This is a genomic window from Paraburkholderia sp. FW306-02-B, from assembly GCF_058782725.1.
The window spans coordinates 2350285-2367274 of sequence record NZ_JBYSXZ010000002.1; the positions used below are offsets into that span (position 1 = coordinate 2350285).

13 protein-coding genes are annotated in these 16990 nt (G+C 59.7%); 6 read left to right on the forward strand and 7 right to left on the reverse strand.

All coding sequences use genetic code 11. The annotated features are described in order from the left end of the window. Window positions 1-191: 191 nt before the first annotated feature. From AC3WOG_RS31880 to AC3WOG_RS31895, 4 genes are all read right to left on the reverse strand, one after another. Window positions 192-3173: a Tn3 family transposase gene (locus tag AC3WOG_RS31880; RefSeq protein ID WP_492581752.1), complete on the reverse strand. Its 2982-nt coding sequence runs from the start codon at window positions 3171-3173 to the stop codon at window positions 192-194. 8 nt (window positions 3174-3181) lie between these two features. Beyond that, on the reverse strand, window positions 3182-4855 hold the full coding sequence (locus tag AC3WOG_RS31885; protein WP_492582518.1) for a site-specific integrase: 1674 nt from the start codon (window positions 4853-4855) through the stop codon (window positions 3182-3184). 640 nt (window positions 4856-5495) lie between these two features. Continuing rightward, entirely contained in the window at window positions 5496-6431 is a 936-nt protein-coding gene (locus tag AC3WOG_RS31890; RefSeq protein ID WP_492581753.1) for an electron transfer flavoprotein subunit alpha/FixB family protein, read from the reverse strand. A gap of 13 nt (window positions 6432-6444) precedes the next feature. Continuing rightward, complete coding sequence (locus AC3WOG_RS31895) at window positions 6445-7194, reverse strand: electron transfer flavoprotein subunit beta/FixA family protein (RefSeq protein WP_492581754.1); 750 nt, start codon at window positions 7192-7194, stop codon at window positions 6445-6447. Between the two features lie 302 nt (window positions 7195-7496). On the opposite strand from AC3WOG_RS31895, the gene AC3WOG_RS31900 reads away from it, so the two are divergent. The 3 genes from AC3WOG_RS31900 to AC3WOG_RS31910 all read left to right on the forward strand — a co-directional run bounded on the left by AC3WOG_RS31900 (window position 7497) and on the right by AC3WOG_RS31910 (window position 9521). Continuing rightward, window positions 7497-8012 (forward strand): thiamine pyrophosphate-binding protein, encoded by a 516-nt coding sequence (locus tag AC3WOG_RS31900; protein WP_200620161.1) that lies wholly within the window; start codon window positions 7497-7499, stop codon window positions 8010-8012. An 8-nt stretch (window positions 8013-8020) separates the two neighbouring features. Next, entirely contained in the window at window positions 8021-8626 is a 606-nt protein-coding gene (locus AC3WOG_RS31905; protein WP_492581755.1) for a thiamine pyrophosphate-dependent enzyme, read from the forward strand. A 130-nt stretch (window positions 8627-8756) separates the two neighbouring features. Further along, on the forward strand, window positions 8757-9521 hold the full coding sequence (locus AC3WOG_RS31910; protein ID WP_492581756.1) for a helix-turn-helix domain-containing protein: 765 nt from the start codon (window positions 8757-8759) through the stop codon (window positions 9519-9521). A gap of 18 nt (window positions 9522-9539) precedes the next feature. Here AC3WOG_RS31910 and AC3WOG_RS31915 read toward each other — a convergent pair whose 3' ends face one another. The 3 genes from AC3WOG_RS31915 to pruA all read right to left on the reverse strand — a co-directional run bounded on the left by AC3WOG_RS31915 (window position 9540) and on the right by pruA (window position 13611). Next, window positions 9540-10703 (reverse strand): NAD(P)/FAD-dependent oxidoreductase, encoded by a 1164-nt coding sequence (locus tag AC3WOG_RS31915; RefSeq protein ID WP_492581757.1) that lies wholly within the window; start codon window positions 10701-10703, stop codon window positions 9540-9542. A gap of 61 nt (window positions 10704-10764) precedes the next feature. Then, a complete protein-coding gene (locus tag AC3WOG_RS31920; RefSeq protein WP_492581758.1) occupies window positions 10765-11979 on the reverse strand; it encodes a pyridoxal phosphate-dependent aminotransferase in 1215 nt (404 codons plus the stop codon). 78 nt (window positions 11980-12057) lie between these two features. Beyond that, window positions 12058-13611: an L-glutamate gamma-semialdehyde dehydrogenase gene (gene pruA, locus AC3WOG_RS31925; protein WP_492581759.1), complete on the reverse strand. Its 1554-nt coding sequence runs from the start codon at window positions 13609-13611 to the stop codon at window positions 12058-12060. A gap of 297 nt (window positions 13612-13908) precedes the next feature. Here pruA and AC3WOG_RS31930 point away from each other — a divergent pair, with 297 nt between their 5' ends. The 3 genes from AC3WOG_RS31930 (at window position 13909) to AC3WOG_RS31940 (ending at window position 16984) form a co-directional block, all read left to right on the forward strand. Beyond that, window positions 13909-14823 (forward strand): LysR substrate-binding domain-containing protein, encoded by a 915-nt coding sequence (locus AC3WOG_RS31930; RefSeq protein WP_492582519.1) that lies wholly within the window; start codon window positions 13909-13911, stop codon window positions 14821-14823. A gap of 104 nt (window positions 14824-14927) precedes the next feature. After that, window positions 14928-15803, forward strand: coding sequence for an HTD2 family dehydratase (locus AC3WOG_RS31935; RefSeq protein ID WP_492581760.1), 876 nt, complete (start codon window positions 14928-14930; stop codon window positions 15801-15803). 20 nt (window positions 15804-15823) lie between these two features. Beyond that, complete coding sequence (locus AC3WOG_RS31940) at window positions 15824-16984, forward strand: acyl-CoA dehydrogenase family protein (protein ID WP_492581761.1); 1161 nt, start codon at window positions 15824-15826, stop codon at window positions 16982-16984. The last annotated feature ends 6 nt before the right edge of the window (window positions 16985-16990 follow it).

The window sequence follows — 16990 nt, forward strand, 5'->3', positions numbered from 1 at the left end:
CGTTGCGTGTTGGTAGATTACACTGACCCGCTACCTAAGATAGAACATTTTTCCGAAAATCTCCAGAACGAGCAATATTCAATCTCGAATGGCACACTTCTTGAGAAGAAGTTAATTGCGGGTGCGTCTGCAGCACTTGTTCCAGAAAAGAGGCCTGACCGGGATTCGTTAAAAATCCGCCGCATCTCAGACTAAGCTGCTGATTTAAATGCGAAATCGATGGTCGAATCTAGCGGTGGAACGGGGCGCTGGAGATCCAGCAGATCGTCCCCGAACCGGTTGATGTGCTCCCGCCGGTACGGCGACAGCACCTTGAGCACCTCGGCGTCGACCGGATGCCCCTTCTCCTGCAGTTCCTTTAGCTTGCGCGACATCCACTGCACGTTGTACAGGATCACCATGTTCGCGACGAGGTGGTTGTACTTGATTACCTTGCGCTGCTCGTGCCGGACGTTTTCGGCGATGACGCCTTCGCCGCCGAACATTAGCCACTGCGTGAAGTCGTTGAACTGCTCGCTCTTGTTGGTCGCAGCGTGAATCGTGCGACGCAGCTCCGGGTCATCCAGATATTTCAGCAGGAACAGCGTGCGGATCACGCGCCCCAGCTCCCGGAACGCGAAGTAGAGTTTGTTTTTCGTGCTCTCCGAGCCGAGGCGGCGCAGGATCGTCGACGGCGTCATCCTACCTGCCTTGATCGACACCGCAACGCGCATCATGTCGAGATAGTGCCGTTCGATCAGTGCCCAGTCAATTGACTGGCGGCACAAGCTGTCGATGTGCTTGTACTTGCGACGCCGGTCCGCCTTGTACAGCACGAGGTCCTTGATGTTGCGTATGCGCGGCATCAGGTTGATGCCCACCACGTACGACAAACCGAAGACCGGACCGCTTTGTGCCTGCGTATCGCCATGGATCGTGTCGGGCTTGACGTCGGCACCGTTCAGAATCAGCCCATCGAGAATGTAGACGGCTTCGTGGACGCCACACGGGATGAAGTGACTGAACAGCGCGATGTACATGTCGGACACGTGATAGTAGCCGATCCCGCCGTATCCCCCATAGCGAACGTGATACTCGGACAGCAGGTTCTGCTCGTACAGGCTCCACTTAGTGCCGTCGGCCGACGCGCGCTTGCCGCTGCCCCAGTATTTCGGCAACGCGAACTGGTTGTACGCGTTGATCACCTTCACATTCGCCTTGTCGAGCCGCTCCTCCGTGATGTGTTTCAAGTTCAGCCAGGCGACCTGTTTGCGGCTGAGCCCTTTCACCGAGCGCGCCGTTTGGCTGGGGCCGAGGTTGCAGCCGTAGCAGAACAGCGTCGTGATGAAACGCTTGCGCGGATCGTCGATCTTCGCGTCGAACCCGGACAGCGGTCCAAACAGTTTATGCAGGTCCAGCCACTGCTCGGTTTCAGTGAGTAGATCCAGGATGCTGATCTGCGGCATCGACGCCGTGATGGCCTGGTCGATCAGCGTGCGGTTCGGCGGCTCGGGCTCCTTGCCCGGCTTGTGAATGACGAGTTCCTGATCGACGAACTCGATGCTGTCGTTTGCCGGGAAATTCGCATCTGTCTCGTCGAGCGCCGCGTTAAGCTTGTCTCGCAGATCCTTCGCGAAGGTCTTGCCGTCCGTGGGCAAGCCCACGATCTCGCAGTAGCGCGGCAGCTCACACCGGAATTCCTCATCAGAGACCTGATGCACCCGATAATCATCGAAGCGATCACTACCCTCGACGTAAAGATCGCCGGCATTTAGCTCCCGCATGATCTGGCTGAAGACCCCCAGCTCGAAGAACCGGCGGTGCAGCATCCGGCTATCTCGGCCGTGCGGGAACACCGCGCGCTCCCATTTTTCCGGAAGCCAGTCCAGCGGCAGGTTCGCGAGGCCGTTCTCCGTCAGCAGCAGGTATTCGCGGTGCGCGTTCCGAAAGCCTTGTAGCCACGCGAGTGCGACCAGTACCGCACGGTCCTGCGAACTCGATCGCAGCGGCAGCCCGTCCAGGCACTGGAACAGCAGCGCGCGCTGGTTGCGGTACGGCACGAGCACGAATGGCAGGTCGAACTGTCCGGCATAGGCGATGTGCTCGTTACACTGCGCGAGCGCCTCGGTCGGGTCGCCGAGCGTCTCGCGGATTTTCGGCAACCGTTCGCGTTCCGATACCTCTTCGTCCTGAAGGATCTGCAGGACGTCCCGAAACTGGCCGACCAGTCCCTCCAGTACGTCAGTGTGTTCGAGCTGATATTTTTGCAGCCGGACCTTCGCGTAGGACTCCAACTTGCGCACAACCTTGATGAAGATTTCGGCAATATCATCAAGCGCCTTCTGCAACTGCGCCTGGATGAACAGGACAGCGAGCGCATGACGCTTCGCGGTCTTGAGTGAGCGCAGTTCCGCGACGTCGAGTGCCCGCGCTTCGGTGACCAGTTGGGCCCGCTTGCCGACAGACAGGATCGCAGGCGGCGCCGGCAAACCTTCCGCCAGTTTCCTGATCCCGTTGATATGTTTGAGGAAGCTGGCAATCGCCTGCGCGGCTGGTCGCTTCGGCTCCTGTTTCAGATCGTCCCAACCAGACTTGCCGGCCTTGACGACGAGAAGCGTGTCGATCCGTTCGATGAGTGTTGCATCGAGTGCGCCGGCGATGGCCCGATAGATCGCTTCGTTGAAATCGTTGCGCGCCTGCGTGGCGATGCGCTGCAGCGTCGCCAGCGGCGGCAGCTCATACCGGCGTCGGACCAATTCCTCGATCAGCACGTTGATGAGATCGGGTAGTTCGATCTTTGTCCGAACTTCCGTCGACGCGAGTTCAGTAAGCCACGCTGTCTCGCTCGCATCGAACGCCCGGATGTCGAGCCAGCGGCGCAGCAGCTTCTGGTGACGGATGCGGGTGCCGGACACGTCGTACAGCGCGATCGCCGCTCGGGACAGCGCGCGGGCCCGCATCGCACTTCGGATGTGATCGATAATGACGGGCGGCACATCCACGAGCATCGGAAAGTAACCGAGACGCTGCAGCAGCTTCAACTGCACCATGATCAGGACCGCGCTGGCTTCCTGCCGGGATTGCCGGCGCACGAAGCGGATTTCCGCGGCACTTGGGGTGAACGCTGCTTTCAGCTCCGCCGCGCCGGGTTCTGCAGGCAGCACCGGATAGATGGTCTCGTGGACAGTGCTCATGCCGGCGGCTATCGTCGCGTAAAAATCCGCTCGATCTGCCGGGTACGCTGGACTTCGTCGTCGTCCAGGTAGATCGAGGTGGTCGTGATTGACGCGTGACGCAGGTTGTCGCGCACGGTCGTTAGTGTCGCACCGTTGGCCAGTGCGTGTGTCGCGTGCGTATGCCGCAACCAGTGTGGCGTCGCTCGCTGCAGCTTGTCGGCGAGCGCGGGATGGTCGGCCTGGATGGCGTCGGCAGCGGTCCGGAAGAACCGGCGCAGCACCTCCCTCAGGCGCGGTGTGGTGATGCCGCCGGGTTCATCGAGATGGCCAAGCAGCGGCGTATCCGGTGCCCAGCGTGCGGGACTCACAGGCAGACCGCGCTGCATCAGGTACTGGTCCAACGCAAAGCGCGCGAGCGGCGGTAATACCACCTTGCCGGCCTTCGCACCCTTACCGGTGAGGTGAAGCCACTGCTCGCCGTGCGTGCCGTTTATGATGCCGCCGAGCACCACGCCGACCAGCTCGCCTGCGCGCAGGCCGGTCGCGTAACCGAAGTCGAGCAGGAAGCGCAGGCGCTGCGCGGCAGGCACCGTCCAGCCATGCGACCACTCCAGCCCGTCGGCAAGCGTCCGGATAAGTTCCCATTCGCCGGCGGTGAAGGCGCGCGAGATGTCCAGTTGACCAGTGCGCTGCGCGCCGCGTACCTTGAGGCCCGCGAACGGATTCGTCAGCACGTAGCGTTGTTCGATCAGCCAGCGGAACATCGCGCCGAGCACCGACAGCGCGTAGGCGATGGAATCTGGCGACAGCGCTCCCGTGAAGGGACGCCATTCCGGCAACGATCGCGGCCGAGACGGGGCGATCCAGCGGACTTTCGGTGTGGGGTGACGCAGGAAAGCACGATAAGCGGTCGCATCCTCGCTGGTCAGCGAAGACAGCGCCTTGCCGCGCTCAACGATCGCCCAGAGCAGCAGGCGCTCGGCTTCACGACGATAGGCGCGCTGCGTTTCGACGGCCTCGTGTCGTTCGAGCCAAGCGCTGATCGCCTGATAGTCGTTATCGGCTTCGAGTGCACACATCGGCTTCGGTGCGCGGAAGGCGCCGCGCGAACCGTCAACTTCGTGCGGCACGCGAATGCTTTCCCACGGCACCACGAACTCCGGCGTCGTCATCACGATCAGCGCGCGGGCGCTTTCGGTTAGCGCCGGGTGGGCTGCAAAGAAGGTTTCAATATGATGTGCGTTGCGCACACCGAGTCCGGGAATCGTGCGCCGCCAGCGCCGGCGTCGGGGGATGCGCACCGTCAAATCGGCTAGCGTTCGGATGCCATACTGATGCAGCACGGGGACAACGCGAGGCGACAGCCAGGCACCGATCGGATCGCTCACCTGCGGTTGCGGGACCGCAAGCGCCGGCAGGATGTCCAGCGTACGGGTCGCGGCCTTGCGGTAACGGGTCCGTTCGCTCACCGCGCACTGAAACAGCCGGGCCAGATCGGCGCGATGCCGGCTGAGGGCGAAACTGGCGAGCTGCCGACGAATCCGGCCGATCACGCCGCGCGCCGACTGGCCGCCTTCGAGCGCCTGCGGGCAATAGCGCTCGAGCGCCTCGCGCGAGCCAACGCCCGCGTACCACGCGCGTAGCGCGGACAAGGACGCGGTATCGGGAAAGGATAGCGAAGTCGGACGAGAGTTAGCGATAGGGGTGCATCTTGATGCACGTCGGATTTTCAATCTCGTGCGTGCGTCATGGGGTGCGCCCTCAGGATCCGGATTTTTTCGTACGCCAAGCGTCCAGAGCGGGTATCTCAAATGACTCGAGCGGGTCCTGAGCAGCCCTTTATGAAATCAGGTCGAACGGCTGCCTGAAGTCAGTGAGCGGACGCTCTCAGCCAAGCAGAGGACACTTAACATTGCGCGGCTTCCTTCCTCTGGATCGGTAAACAGCTGGATTTGTTTTCGCACAGTCGAAAGTCGGGAACCGCCTCAGCCCTTCCCGGAACCGAAGAGGCCCTCTTTTTGTATCGAGCAATGCGTGGCCCCCGCCGCGGCCCTTTGCGATAGTGTTTGTTTTGATCGTTGCGTGGCGTCCCTTGCGATGCGGATAGCATTGTCAAAGCTGGTATCCGTAGCAACGTGCCTGTTATCGACGCTCACGAGCCAACGGTCGCCACTGCAGCACCACCGAATTCTCCTCTCTTCAAGGAGCGGAGCAAACCACCGCCAAATGGAGGCATCCTCGGCGTTAGCGGCCAAGGCTGCCTCCGCTCGGACATGTCCCATCTCACTCAGATTGCTCACCGGTCCCCTCTTCACACGTTGACCTGTCTTCGCACTACACTCAGGACAATGCCGCCTCGAACTCCGGCACGACCGTGAACAGATCGCCCACCAGACCGTAATCGGCGACGCTGAAAATCGGCGCTTCCGGATCCTTGTTGATCGCGACGATCACCTTCGAGTCTTTCATCCCGGCCAGATGCTGGATCGCGCCTGAGATGCCGACTGCCACGTACAGTTGCGGCGCGACGATCTTGCCGGTCTGGCCGACCTGATAGTCGTTCGGCACGAAGCCTGCATCGACTGCCGCGCGCGATGCGCCCAGCGCTGCGTTCAGCTTGTCAGCCAGCGGCTCGAGAACCTTGGTATAGTTCTCGCCGTTGCCGAGACCCCGGCCACCCGAGACGATGATCTTCGCCGAGGTCAGTTCCGGACGATCCAGCTTCGTCACTTCGCGGCTCACCAATTGCGAACGACCGGTGTCGGCTGCGGCTTCGATCTTCTCGACCGTTGCACTGCCGCCTTCTGCTGCCACTGCGTCGAAACCGGTCAAGCGGACCGTGATGACCTTGATCGGGTCAGCCGATTGCACCGTAGCGATTGCGTTGCCTGCGTAGATCGGACGCTCGAACGTATCTGCGCTGTCCACTGCGGTAATGTCGCTGATCTGTGCGACGTCCAGCTTCGCGGCGATACGCGGTGCGATGTTTTTACCGTAAGCAGTCGCCGGCGTGAGGATGTGCCAATAGTCCTTCGCGATGTTCATCACCGTCGCTTCAACGTTTTCTGCCAGGCCTGCCTCGAGTTGCGGCGCATCAGCCAGCAACACCTTGCTCACGCCTGCGATCTTCGCTGCGGCATCCGCTGCGGCCTGCGCGTTGTGACCTGCCACCAGCACGTGAATATCGCCACCAATCTTCTGCGCGGCTGCAATCGTATTCAGCGTCGCGGCCTTGATCGACGCATTGTCGTGTTCTGCAATTACCAGGTTCGTCATTTCGTCCGTCTCCTTACAGCACCTTGGCTTCGGTCTTCAGCTTCTCGACCAGCGTCTTCACATCCGGCACCTTCACACCGGCGGAGCGCTTCGGCGGCTCGACAACCTTCAGCGTCTTCAGGCGCGGCGTAACGTCGACACCCAGATCTTCCGGTTTGATCGTTTCCAGCGGCTTCTTCTTCGCCTTCATGATGTTCGGCAGCGTCACGTAGCGCGGCTCGTTCAGACGCAGATCGGTCGTGATCACAGCGGGCAGCGTCAACGACAGCGTTTCAGCACCGCCGTCGACTTCGCGCGACACCGTTGCCTTGCCGTCAGCGACGACCACCTTCGAGGCGAACGTGACTTGCGGCAGGTTAGCCAGCGCAGCCAGCATCTGGCCGGTCTGGTTCGAATCGTCGTCGATGGCCTGCTTGCCGAGGATCACCAGTTGCGGCTGCTCCTTGTCGACCAGCGCCTTGAGCAGCTTGGCGACGCCCAGCGGCTGCAGATGTTCGTTCGACTCGATCAGGATCGCGCGGTCCGCGCCGATCGCCAGCGCCGTACGCAGCGTTTCCTGCGACTGCGTCACCCCTGCCGACACGGCGATCACTTCTGTCGCCACACCCGCTTCCCGCAGACGCACGGCTTCTTCAACCGCGATTTCGTCGAACGGATTCATGGACATCTTCACGTTCGCGATATCGACACCCGTGCCGTCCGACTTGACCCGGACCTTCACGTTGTAATCGACCACTCTCTTGACTGGCACAACAATCTTCATGGTTCCCTCTCCAATCGGTTTGCACGCTAGTGTGCTCACTCAAACCAAGGGTTGGAATTCGGCATTCTGGAACGCCGCATTTCAGCCGCTCGAATGCACGCGCAAGCCAAACCGGAAAGGATCTGCGCGTGAATCCGCATCGACAAATCCCGTTAACCCCAGCCTAAACGTGTCTTCCGCAATCAGTAATTGAGCGACGACTTTTGCTGATGCACGCTATCACTCATCAAAGCACGGCAATCGACCAGCCCTGCTTGGCGCGACGGCTACCCGTTTTCATCAACCTACCAAAACTCGTCATCATGTCAGTCAACTGGCCGGAAACAATCTTCGAGCACTTCAAAGCCGCCGACGTGCGGCAAGTGGCATACGTGCCTGATGCGGGGCACAAACGTCTTATCGAACTCTGTGAAGCAGACGCCGAAATCCATGCGGTTTCGCTGACCACCGAAGAAGAAGGGGTGGCCATGATGGGCGGCGCATGGGTCGGTGGCCAGCGCGGCGTACTGCTGCTGCAGTCAAGCGGAGTGGGCAACTGCATCAACATGCTCTCGCTGCAACACGAATGCCGCATGCCCATCGTGATGCTGGTCACGATGCGTGGAGAGTGGGGCGAATTCAATCCCTGGCAGGTCGCCATGGGCAAATCGACCCAGGAAGCCCTCGAATCGGCCGGCGTTTATGTCTACCGCGCGGATGATCCCGCCGACGTCCCTGAGACCGTGCGCGCCGCACTGAATTTTGGCTACAACACCTCCCGGATGGTCGCTGTCCTGATCGGACAGCGCGTTATCGGCACCAAAAACTTTAACAAGTGAGCACGAACATGACTCAGCAGACGACGCCCCTGAACCGTCGACTGACGGTGAAGCGGATTCTCCGCGATCGGCAGCAGGACGTTCTGGCAGTAACCAGCCTTGGCAATCCGACGTTCGATGTGGCCGCCGCCGGCGACACGCCACAGAACTTCTACCTTTGGGGTGCGATGGGCGGAGCCGTTTCCTTTGGGCTCGGCATTGCGCTCGCACAACCTGAGAAGCGCGTGATCGTGTTCGTTGGCGACGGTGAAATGATGATGGGCCTCGGGTCGCTCGCGACCGTAGGCGTTGATCGGCCGGCCAATCTCTCGATCGTCGTGATCGACAACGAACACTACGCGGAAACGGGCATGCAGTTGGCCCACGCGGGGCGCGGCGTCGACATCACGGCAATCGCGCGCGCGGCCGGGTTCGAAAAGGCGACGACGATCTACGCCGAGGGCGAGCTCGAGGAGTATGTCGACGTCATTCTGAAGGCGTCGGGTCCTGTGCTCGCCACGGTAAAGGTCGGAACCGACCCCGAACCGACCGCCCTCCCCCCACGTGACGGTCCGTACCTGCGAAGCCGTTTCCGTGAAGCATTGCTCGGCGCCAAGGCGCACGCCAGCCAATAAGAGCCGAGGCGCGGACTCCTGCAGAAAAGCGGTGGAGCGGCTAGCTGCTGCCCCACCGCTTTCTTCGCTCCCGCCCCGGATTACACCCCCTGTACAATCGGGATCACTGTGACTTTGCGCTGATCCCCTTATGCCCGCCAAGGCCTATTCCGATATGTTGGTGGAGGTCTTTCGACAGCTGGACCGGCAGCCCGAGATGCTCGAGCGCGTCTTCGATTGTTTTCCGGACGTGCTCTATTACATCAAGGACGCCCAGGCGCGCTACCTTTCGGTTAATCAAACGCTCATCAACCGAAGTGGGATGGCGCGCGACGATGTCATTGGCCAGACGGCCGACCAGCTATTTCCCGTGACCGGTGCAAGCACCAATGCGCAAGATCTGAACGTTATCGAAACCCAGTCTCCGATTGTCGATCGCCTGCGCCTCTACTCGTCAGGGTCGGGGCATCGATACTGGTGCCTCAGCTCCAAGTTTCCAGTTCTCAACGAAGACGGGCAAGCGATCGGACTGATCGGCATCTCGCGCGATCTGCCTCGCCCCGACGAACGGCATCACGGTTATCGCCGCTTACTGGAATATCTGGATTATCTGGAACAGAACCTCGGACAGAACATCCTGGTCACTGAGGCGGCGGAACGCGCCTCCATCTCTGTCGACACGTTGGAACGCCTGACCCGTGAAGTGTTTCATCTGACGCCCAAGCAACTGCTGATGAAATTACGGATCGACCACGCGTGCAAGCTGCTCGAAACGACTGACCATAGCATTACGGATATCGCGACGGACTGCGGCTACGCGGACCACAGCGCGTTTACACGGCAGTTCAAGTCCGCCACGCACCTCACGCCCCGACAGTATCGAAACGCACGAGGGCGTGGCCTGCATCCACACTGATCAGCCGCCGGCCTGGTGCTAGTAAACGCCCTCTTCGATCACAAGTTGGCCCGAAGTGAGCCGCGCTGGCGATAGCGGCGAGAGGTCCAAAGTTCTGTACTCGCCGAAAGTCAACAGTTCAGCCATTGCACGACCGACGCCCGGACTGTGCATCATGCCGTGACCGCTGAAACCGGCCGCCACAAACGAGTTTTCCGGGCCCGACTGACCGACGATGCCGTTCTGGTCAAGGATGTTGTATTCGTAGTAGCCAGCCCATGCGTGCTCCACGCGTAGCGCTTCAAACGCAGGGATCCGCTCTGCCAGCGTCGGCCAGATGATCTCGTCAAACTCGGAAAACTGCACGTCGAGCGGCAGGTTATCCAGATCCATCTCCGCCGAAGGCGAGACGCTGCACAGGAAATGGTTCTGCTCCCTGCGCAGGTACACACCAGACGTATCGATCAATATCGGCATATCCGGGATCGGCGTCGGACATGACACGACGAATGCCGAACGCCGTCTCGGCCGAACCGGCAGATCGACGTCTACACTCTTTGCAAGAGGCGCGCACCACGCTCCGCCAGCATTCACGAACGTGTCCCCGGAGATTTCCCGCCCATCCGTCAGTTCGACATGGGTGATCCGGTTTCCGCGTGTACGGTAGGCCGCCGCTTCACCCGTGGCGAAATGAACGCCCGCCTCTCTCGCACGGTTTCTGAACCACTGCATGACACTGTAGCCATCGAACCAGCCCTCACCTGCAAGGCCTTCAACGGCATAAGTCAGATCGCTGACGTTCATCCACGGGTATCGCTGCCGCAACGCTTCAGCGGAATGTTCCTGCAGCTCGACCCCTAACGATCTGGCGACTGAGCTGCGCCGACGGAGCACGCTCTCCTGCTGCGCATTGCCCACGAACAGATAGCCGCAATCCACCAGATCGACACCCGCACCGTACCGCGCCTTCTCCCGCTCGCAGGAGGAGAAGAATTCGTAGCCGAATTGCGATAACTGAATGCAGATGGGCGTTGAAAACTGCTGCCGGATCGAGCTGGCCGAGAGCGACGATGACGCGATTCTGTAAGTCGGATCTTTTTCGATCACCCAGATCTCACGTCCTGGCGTCTTCCGGAGGCTGAGGAAATACGCGATTGAACAACCAATTGCACCACCGCCCGTGATGACAATCCTTTCGTTCATGATTTACCTTCGAAGGCTCGTTAGGCTCCTGAGAGCCGAGCAGTATGTGGATAACAGACTATCAGACCGCTACAGTTTCGAGGCTTTGACACGCGGCGCGAATCCGGCTCAGCGCTTCGTTCAAGTCGTCGAGTGATGCGGCATAAGAGAGTCTGAAGTACGGCGAAAGCAGAAAACCAGAACCCGAAACCACCGCCACGTTCGCCTCTTCCAACAGGTACATGACAAAGTCCTGGTCATTTTCCAGAAGCCTGCCGCTCGGCGTACGGCTTCCAATGACACCATGGCAGCCGACAAAAGCATAAAAGGCGCCCTCGGGCTCGTTACTGTGGAGTGCCGGTATGTCACTCAGCGTTTTGACCACAAGCTTCCGGCGTTCGTCGAAAGCCGATCGCGATGTCTCTACGAATGACTGATCCCCCGTCAGCGCTTCGATCGCTGCGTATTGCGACACCGATGACGCACTGGTGACAATCTGGCCTTGCACGAGATTCATGGCGCGGATGAGCGCAGCCGGTCCGGCGGAATAGCCGATCCGCCAGCCTGTCATCGAGTACACCTTGGACACACCGTTGATGATGAGCGTCCGCTCCTGCAACTCTGGCGCCACATTCAGGATATTGACGAATGGGCTTCCGGTATAGATGAGCTTTTCGTAGATGTCGTCCGACAGCACCCAGACATGGGGATGTCGACGCAGTACTTCTGCGATGCTGCGGAGTTCCTCAACCGAGTAAACCGCCCCGGTCGGATTCGATGGCGAATTCAGCATCAGCCACTTGGTGCGCGGCGTGATCGACGTCTCCAACTGAGCAGCCGTCAGTTTGAAGCCTGCCGCTTCGTCGCACGCCACGACGATTGGCGTGCCGCTCGCCATTTTGACGATCTCCGGATAGGAGACCCAGCACGGCGCGGGCATGATCACTTCATCGCCCGGGTTAAGAGTCGCGAAAAAGGCCGCGAAAATCGCCTGCTTCGCACCGACGGACACGCTGACTCCATCCACCGGGTAGTCGACTCCATTGTCGTGCTTCAGTTTCGCGACGATCGCCTCGCGCAACTCCCGAATACCCGCGGCCTCCGTGTAGCGTGTCTTGCCTTCACGCATCGCACGAACCGCCGCCGCCTGGATATTCTCGGGCGTGTGAAAGTCTGGTTCGCCTTGCGACAGGGAAATGACGTTCTTCCCGGCACGGCGCAGTTCTGCCGCTTTTGCTGCCATTGCCATCGTCTGCGCAGGGGCGATCTGGCCAATGCGGTCTGCAATGAAGCCCATTGTGTTCATCCCGTTTGTTTGAAAAGCCTACCGTGTGAACCGGGGTCGCCTGTCGGTGGCGCCCCGAAACACGCACGCTTACAGACGTTCAGCCACTGCCTTCATTTGCAGGAACTGCAGAAGGTAGTCGGGACCACCCGTCTTGGTATCGGTACCCGTGAGGTTGAAGCCGCCGAACGGCTGAACACCGACCAGCGCGCCCGTACACTTGCGGTTGAAGTACAGATTGCCGACGTGGAAATCGCGGCGGGCTCGTTCAATGCGGCTGCGGTCGTTCGAGAAGAGCGCACCGGTCAGCCCGTAGACCGTGTCATTGACCACGGCCAGACCTTCCTCGAAATCCTTGACGCGGATCGCGGCGACGAACGGTCCGAACACCTCCTCTTGTGCAATGCGCGCGCGGGGCGACACGTCGCCGAAGATGGTCGGCTCGATCAGATAGCCCGCTGCATTTTCCACGGCCTTGCCGCCGGTCAGCAGCTTGCCCTCGGTATGACCGATATCGATATACGACAGCACCTTCTTGTACTGCAGCTCATTGCACACCGGACCGAAACTCGGATTATCCTTGGCTTCGTTGACAACGAGTTCCTTCGTCTTCGCAACGACCTTCTCGAGCAAGGCGTCATAGACCGAATCCACCACAATCAGACGCGAGCAGGCCGAACACTTCTGGCCGGAATAGCCGAACGCCGCCTGGATCACTGCAGTCGCTGCGTCATCGAGATTGGCCGTTTCATCGACTAGAATGGCGTCCTTGCCACCCAGCTCGAGGAAAACCCGCTTGAACCATTTCTGGCCTTCGACAAGCTTTGCGGCGGACTCGTTGATCTGGGCGCCGGTTGCGAGCGAGCCCGTGAAGTTGATGAAGCGCGTCTTCGGATGGGCAACCAGATACGACCCGATTTCGCGTCCGGTACCCGGCAGATAATTCACCACGCCAGGCGGCAGACCTGCTTCGGCGAAGATGTCGAAGATCTTGGCGAGGGACACCACCGTATCTTCCGCAGGCTTGCAAACAACCGTGTTACCCACCACGATCGCGCCGACCGTCATGCCGGTCATCAACGCCATCGGGAAATTCCACGGCGAAATCGTCACACCCACGCCCAACGGAATGTAGAAGCTCTCGTTCTCCTCACCCGAGTAATCAATCAGCGAGCCGAGGCCGCCGACGTGCTTGATCGCCTGACGTGCGTAGTACTCGGTGAAGTCGATCATTTCCGCGACTTCGGCGCTCGCTTCGACATAGTTCTTGCCGATTTCATAGACCAGCCATGCCTCGAGTTCGCGCTTGCGCCGGCGCATGATTGCCGCGGCCTTCAACATGACGCGCGACCGATCTTCCTGGCTCCAACGCTTCCACGATTCGAAGGCCGCCCAGGCTGCTTCCAGCGCGGCGTCCGCGTGCCGCGTCGTCGCCTTGGCGGTATAGCCCACGACCTCGTCCGGATTCGACGGATTCGTCGAGACGAGTGTCGCTTCGGTCTGCACGCGCTCGCCATTGATCACTAGCGGATAGGTCTGGCCAAACTCAGCACGTACTTTTTTCAGCGCCTGCTGCATGTCTGCCTTGGCACTTTCGGTGTCGAACAAATCGAACGGCTCGTTTTTGAACGGCGCAATCAACATCGCTTTCTCCAGATTGAATGGTTTGGGCTGCATTGCCGCCCTGACGAGCGCTGCAAGCTACCTTGAACCGATTGTCCAGCGCGAAATTGTTCCGGTCTTGATCTAGTCGCCCTGAATTTTGCGGAGTTTCGCATAATTACAAAAATTCAGATCACGCAAACCATCTCCAATAGCCCGCCACTATAGAGATTCTAGAAAATATGATTGAGAACATCGTAAATACTGATTTGCGGATTTCTGCTATTTGCTACACTTGATCTACGGGGCATCTCTTCATTCGGAGCACGTATCATGGCCATGCATTTCGATCTGGTTGATCTTCGTCTCATCACATGTATTGCTGAGACGGATAGCTTGACTCGGGGTGCCGAGCGGTTTCATATGTCCGTACCCGCAGCGAGCACCCGGATCAAAAATCTGGAAGAAAGCATAGGAGCCAAACTGCTGTATCGAACCAGCCAGGGAGTTACTCTCACGCCACCGGGTCAGGCGTTCCTTCACCACGCCCGGCTCGTCCTGTCGCAGCTCGAACAGTTGCGTGGCGACATGCAGGAGTACGCGCGCGGCATCAAAGGTCATGTCCGAATCTTTGCGAACACCACGGCTACGACTGAATTCCTACCTAACGACCTGCGTGACTTTCTCGCCGAACACCCCGACGTAAACGTCGAGCTTCGCGAACGGTTGAGCCATGACGTGGTGCGCGCAGTCAGTGAAGGCACTGCGGACGTCGGGATAGTCGCTGGCAATGTCAGGCCCGAATCTCTGCAAGTCCTGCCGTACCGCTCAGACCGGCTCATATTGGCGGTCTCGAATTCGCACCCCCTCGCCAGAAAGACGTCCATTCCATTTGAAGAGGCAAGCGGGTTTGACTTCGTCGGAATGCCCGAAGCTAGCGCGATTCATACCTTTCTGAACCGCGTAGCAAGCGACATGCACAAGAAACTTCAGGTGCGAATTGAAGTAGGTAACTTCGAAGCGTTGTGCCGAATGATCGAGGCTAACGTCGGGATCGGCGTGTTGCCTTGCTCGTCAGCGATACGCTACGTCAAAACCATGAACATCCGGCTCGTTGAAATCGAGAACGACTGGGCGACGCGCAATCTGCTGATCTGCGTGCGCAACCTCGACCTGTTGCCGTCTTTCGCGCGGGAACTGGTCGACCTCCTCACGCAGAAGTGCAAAACCGATCATGAGCCCCAGCTGGCGTGAACGTCAGCAGTTAGTCTGCGTTTAAAGCCCTCTTCTCCAGACACAAATTGTAGTCAGCAGGCCGGTGCGTCAATCTAGCGTGAACGACGCTACCCGACGCCCCCATGACTGCTGAACTCAACTACCTGCGCACCTGGATCGGCCGCACACAGGCCGAACGCGAATTCGTCTCGCCACGTCTCGCGCAACAACTCGCTGCGACGCTGAACTATCAGGACGTCCCGCGTGCCGGCTCTCCGTTGCCTGCGCTGTGGCACTGGGCGTTGTTTCCTCACATTGTTTCGCAGTCACAGGTCGGCGCGGACGGACATCCGACACGCGGGGGTTTCCTGCCGCCGGTGCCACTGCCCAGACGCATGTGGGCGGGCAGCCGCGTCCAGTTCGAGCGTCCACTCGTGGTTGGCAGCGAAGTCACAAGGACGTCGCAAATTCTTGACGTAGCCGCCAAAGAAGGACGCACCGGAAAGCTCGTTTTTGTACGTCTGCGTCACGAACTGGAAGACCTCGAAGGTCCACTGGTCTCTGAAGAACAGGACGTCGTGTACCGCGAGTTCGTGACGACTGCGTACACCGCGGCAACCGGCCCGGTCGCGCCGGCGGAGTTCACCTGGAAGCGGGAGATCGTGCCCGACCCGGTCCTGCTCTTTCGCTACTCCGCCGATACCTTCAACGGACACCGCATTCACTATGACCGCACTTATGCCCAGGAGCAGGAAGGCTATCCGGCGCTGGTCGTCCACGGGCCGCTGACTGCGACATTGTTGATCGATCTCGTGCGGCGCAGCCTTCCCGGTGAATCGATAGCTTCGTTCTCGTTCAAAGCGGTCAACCCGCTGTTTGACCAGGCCCCGTTTCATCTCTACGCAGCCCGCGCCCCCGGATCGGCCGAAGTGAAGCTCTGGGCAGCCAATTCCGATGGCGTGCTGTGCGTCGATGCTGAGGCGACGCTCACGGCACCCGCGTATGTTTTTCAAAAATGAACTCCGAGGAGTAGAGACAAGTGCTGGCTAACGTTGACCCCTATCAGGACATTCGCGAAGCCGTTCGCGATTTGTGTTCCAACTTCCCCGCCGAGTATTTCCGCAAGATCGACGAGGAGCGAGCCTATCCGGAGACCTTTGTGCAAGCCCTGACCGACGCCGGTTGGCTGGCTGCCCTTATTCCACAGGAATTTGGCGGCTCAGGGCTCGGACTGACCGAAGCTTCGGTGATCATGGAAGAGATCAACCGCAGCGGTGGCAATTCCGGCGCGTGTCACGGACAGATGTACAACATGGGAACACTCCTTAGGCACGGCTCGGCAGAGCAAAAGGCCAGGTACCTTCCGGAAATCGCCAGCGGAAAGTTGCGGCTTCAGTCGATGGGCGTGACCGAGCCGACGACCGGCACCGACACCACCAAACTGAAGACGACTGCGGTTCGCAAGGGTGATCGTTATGTTGTCAATGGACAGAAGGTTTGGATCTCGCGGGTTCAACACTCCGACCTGATGATTCTGCTCGCGCGAACCACACCAATCGATCAGGTCGCGAAGAAATCCGAGGGCATGTCCATATTTCTGGTCGACCTGCATCAGGCGATCAAACAAGGCATGACAGTCCGCCCTATCCCGAACATGGTGAATCACGAGACTAACGAGCTCTTCTTCGACAACCTCGAAATTCCAGCCGAAAACCTGATCGGTGAGGAAGGCAAAGGCTTCAAATACATCCTTGATGGTCTGAATGCCGAGCGGACACTGATTGCCGCTGAATGTATCGGCGACGGGTACTGGTTCCTCGACAAGGTCTGCAAGTACGTCAAGGAACGCGTCGTCTTCGGTCGCCCGATCGGACAAAACCAGGGCGTGCAGTTTCCAATCGCTCGCGCGCACGTCAACGTCGAAGCGGCGAGCTTGATGCGCTATAAGGCCTGCGAGCTCTTCGACGCCAAACTACCGGCCGGCGCGCAAGCCAACATGGCCAAGCTGCTTGCCGCGGACGCTTCGTGGGAAGCCGCGAACGCTTGCCTGCAGTTCCACGGTGGCTTCGGGTTTGCGAACGAATACGACGTCGAACGCAAATTCCGCGAAACACGGCTCTATCAGGTCGCGCCGATCTCGACCAATCTCATTCTTTCGTATGTAGCCGAGCATCTGCTCGGACTGCCGCGCTCTTTCTGAGGAGAC

Coding starts and splice junctions, on each gene's coding strand:
- AC3WOG_RS31880 (WP_492581752.1), bottom strand. CDS start 3,173: ATGAGCACTGTCCACGAGACCATCTATCCGGTGCTGCCTGCAGAACCC.
- AC3WOG_RS31890 (WP_492581753.1), bottom strand. CDS start 6,431: ATGACGAACCTGGTAATTGCAGAACACGACAATGCGTCGATCAAGGCC.
- AC3WOG_RS31895 (WP_492581754.1), bottom strand. CDS start 7,194: ATGAAGATTGTTGTGCCAGTCAAGAGAGTGGTCGATTACAACGTGAAG.
- AC3WOG_RS31900 (WP_200620161.1), top strand. CDS start 7,497: ATGTCAGTCAACTGGCCGGAAACAATCTTCGAGCACTTCAAAGCCGCC.
- AC3WOG_RS31905 (WP_492581755.1), top strand. CDS start 8,021: ATGACTCAGCAGACGACGCCCCTGAACCGTCGACTGACGGTGAAGCGG.
- AC3WOG_RS31910 (WP_492581756.1), top strand. CDS start 8,757: ATGCCCGCCAAGGCCTATTCCGATATGTTGGTGGAGGTCTTTCGACAG.
- AC3WOG_RS31915 (WP_492581757.1), bottom strand. CDS start 10,703: ATGAACGAAAGGATTGTCATCACGGGCGGTGGTGCAATTGGTTGTTCA.
- AC3WOG_RS31920 (WP_492581758.1), bottom strand. CDS start 11,979: ATGGGCTTCATTGCAGACCGCATTGGCCAGATCGCCCCTGCGCAGACG.
- pruA (WP_492581759.1), bottom strand. CDS start 13,611: ATGTTGATTGCGCCGTTCAAAAACGAGCCGTTCGATTTGTTCGACACC.
- AC3WOG_RS31930 (WP_492582519.1), top strand. CDS start 13,909: ATGCATTTCGATCTGGTTGATCTTCGTCTCATCACATGTATTGCTGAG.
- AC3WOG_RS31935 (WP_492581760.1), top strand. CDS start 14,928: ATGACTGCTGAACTCAACTACCTGCGCACCTGGATCGGCCGCACACAG.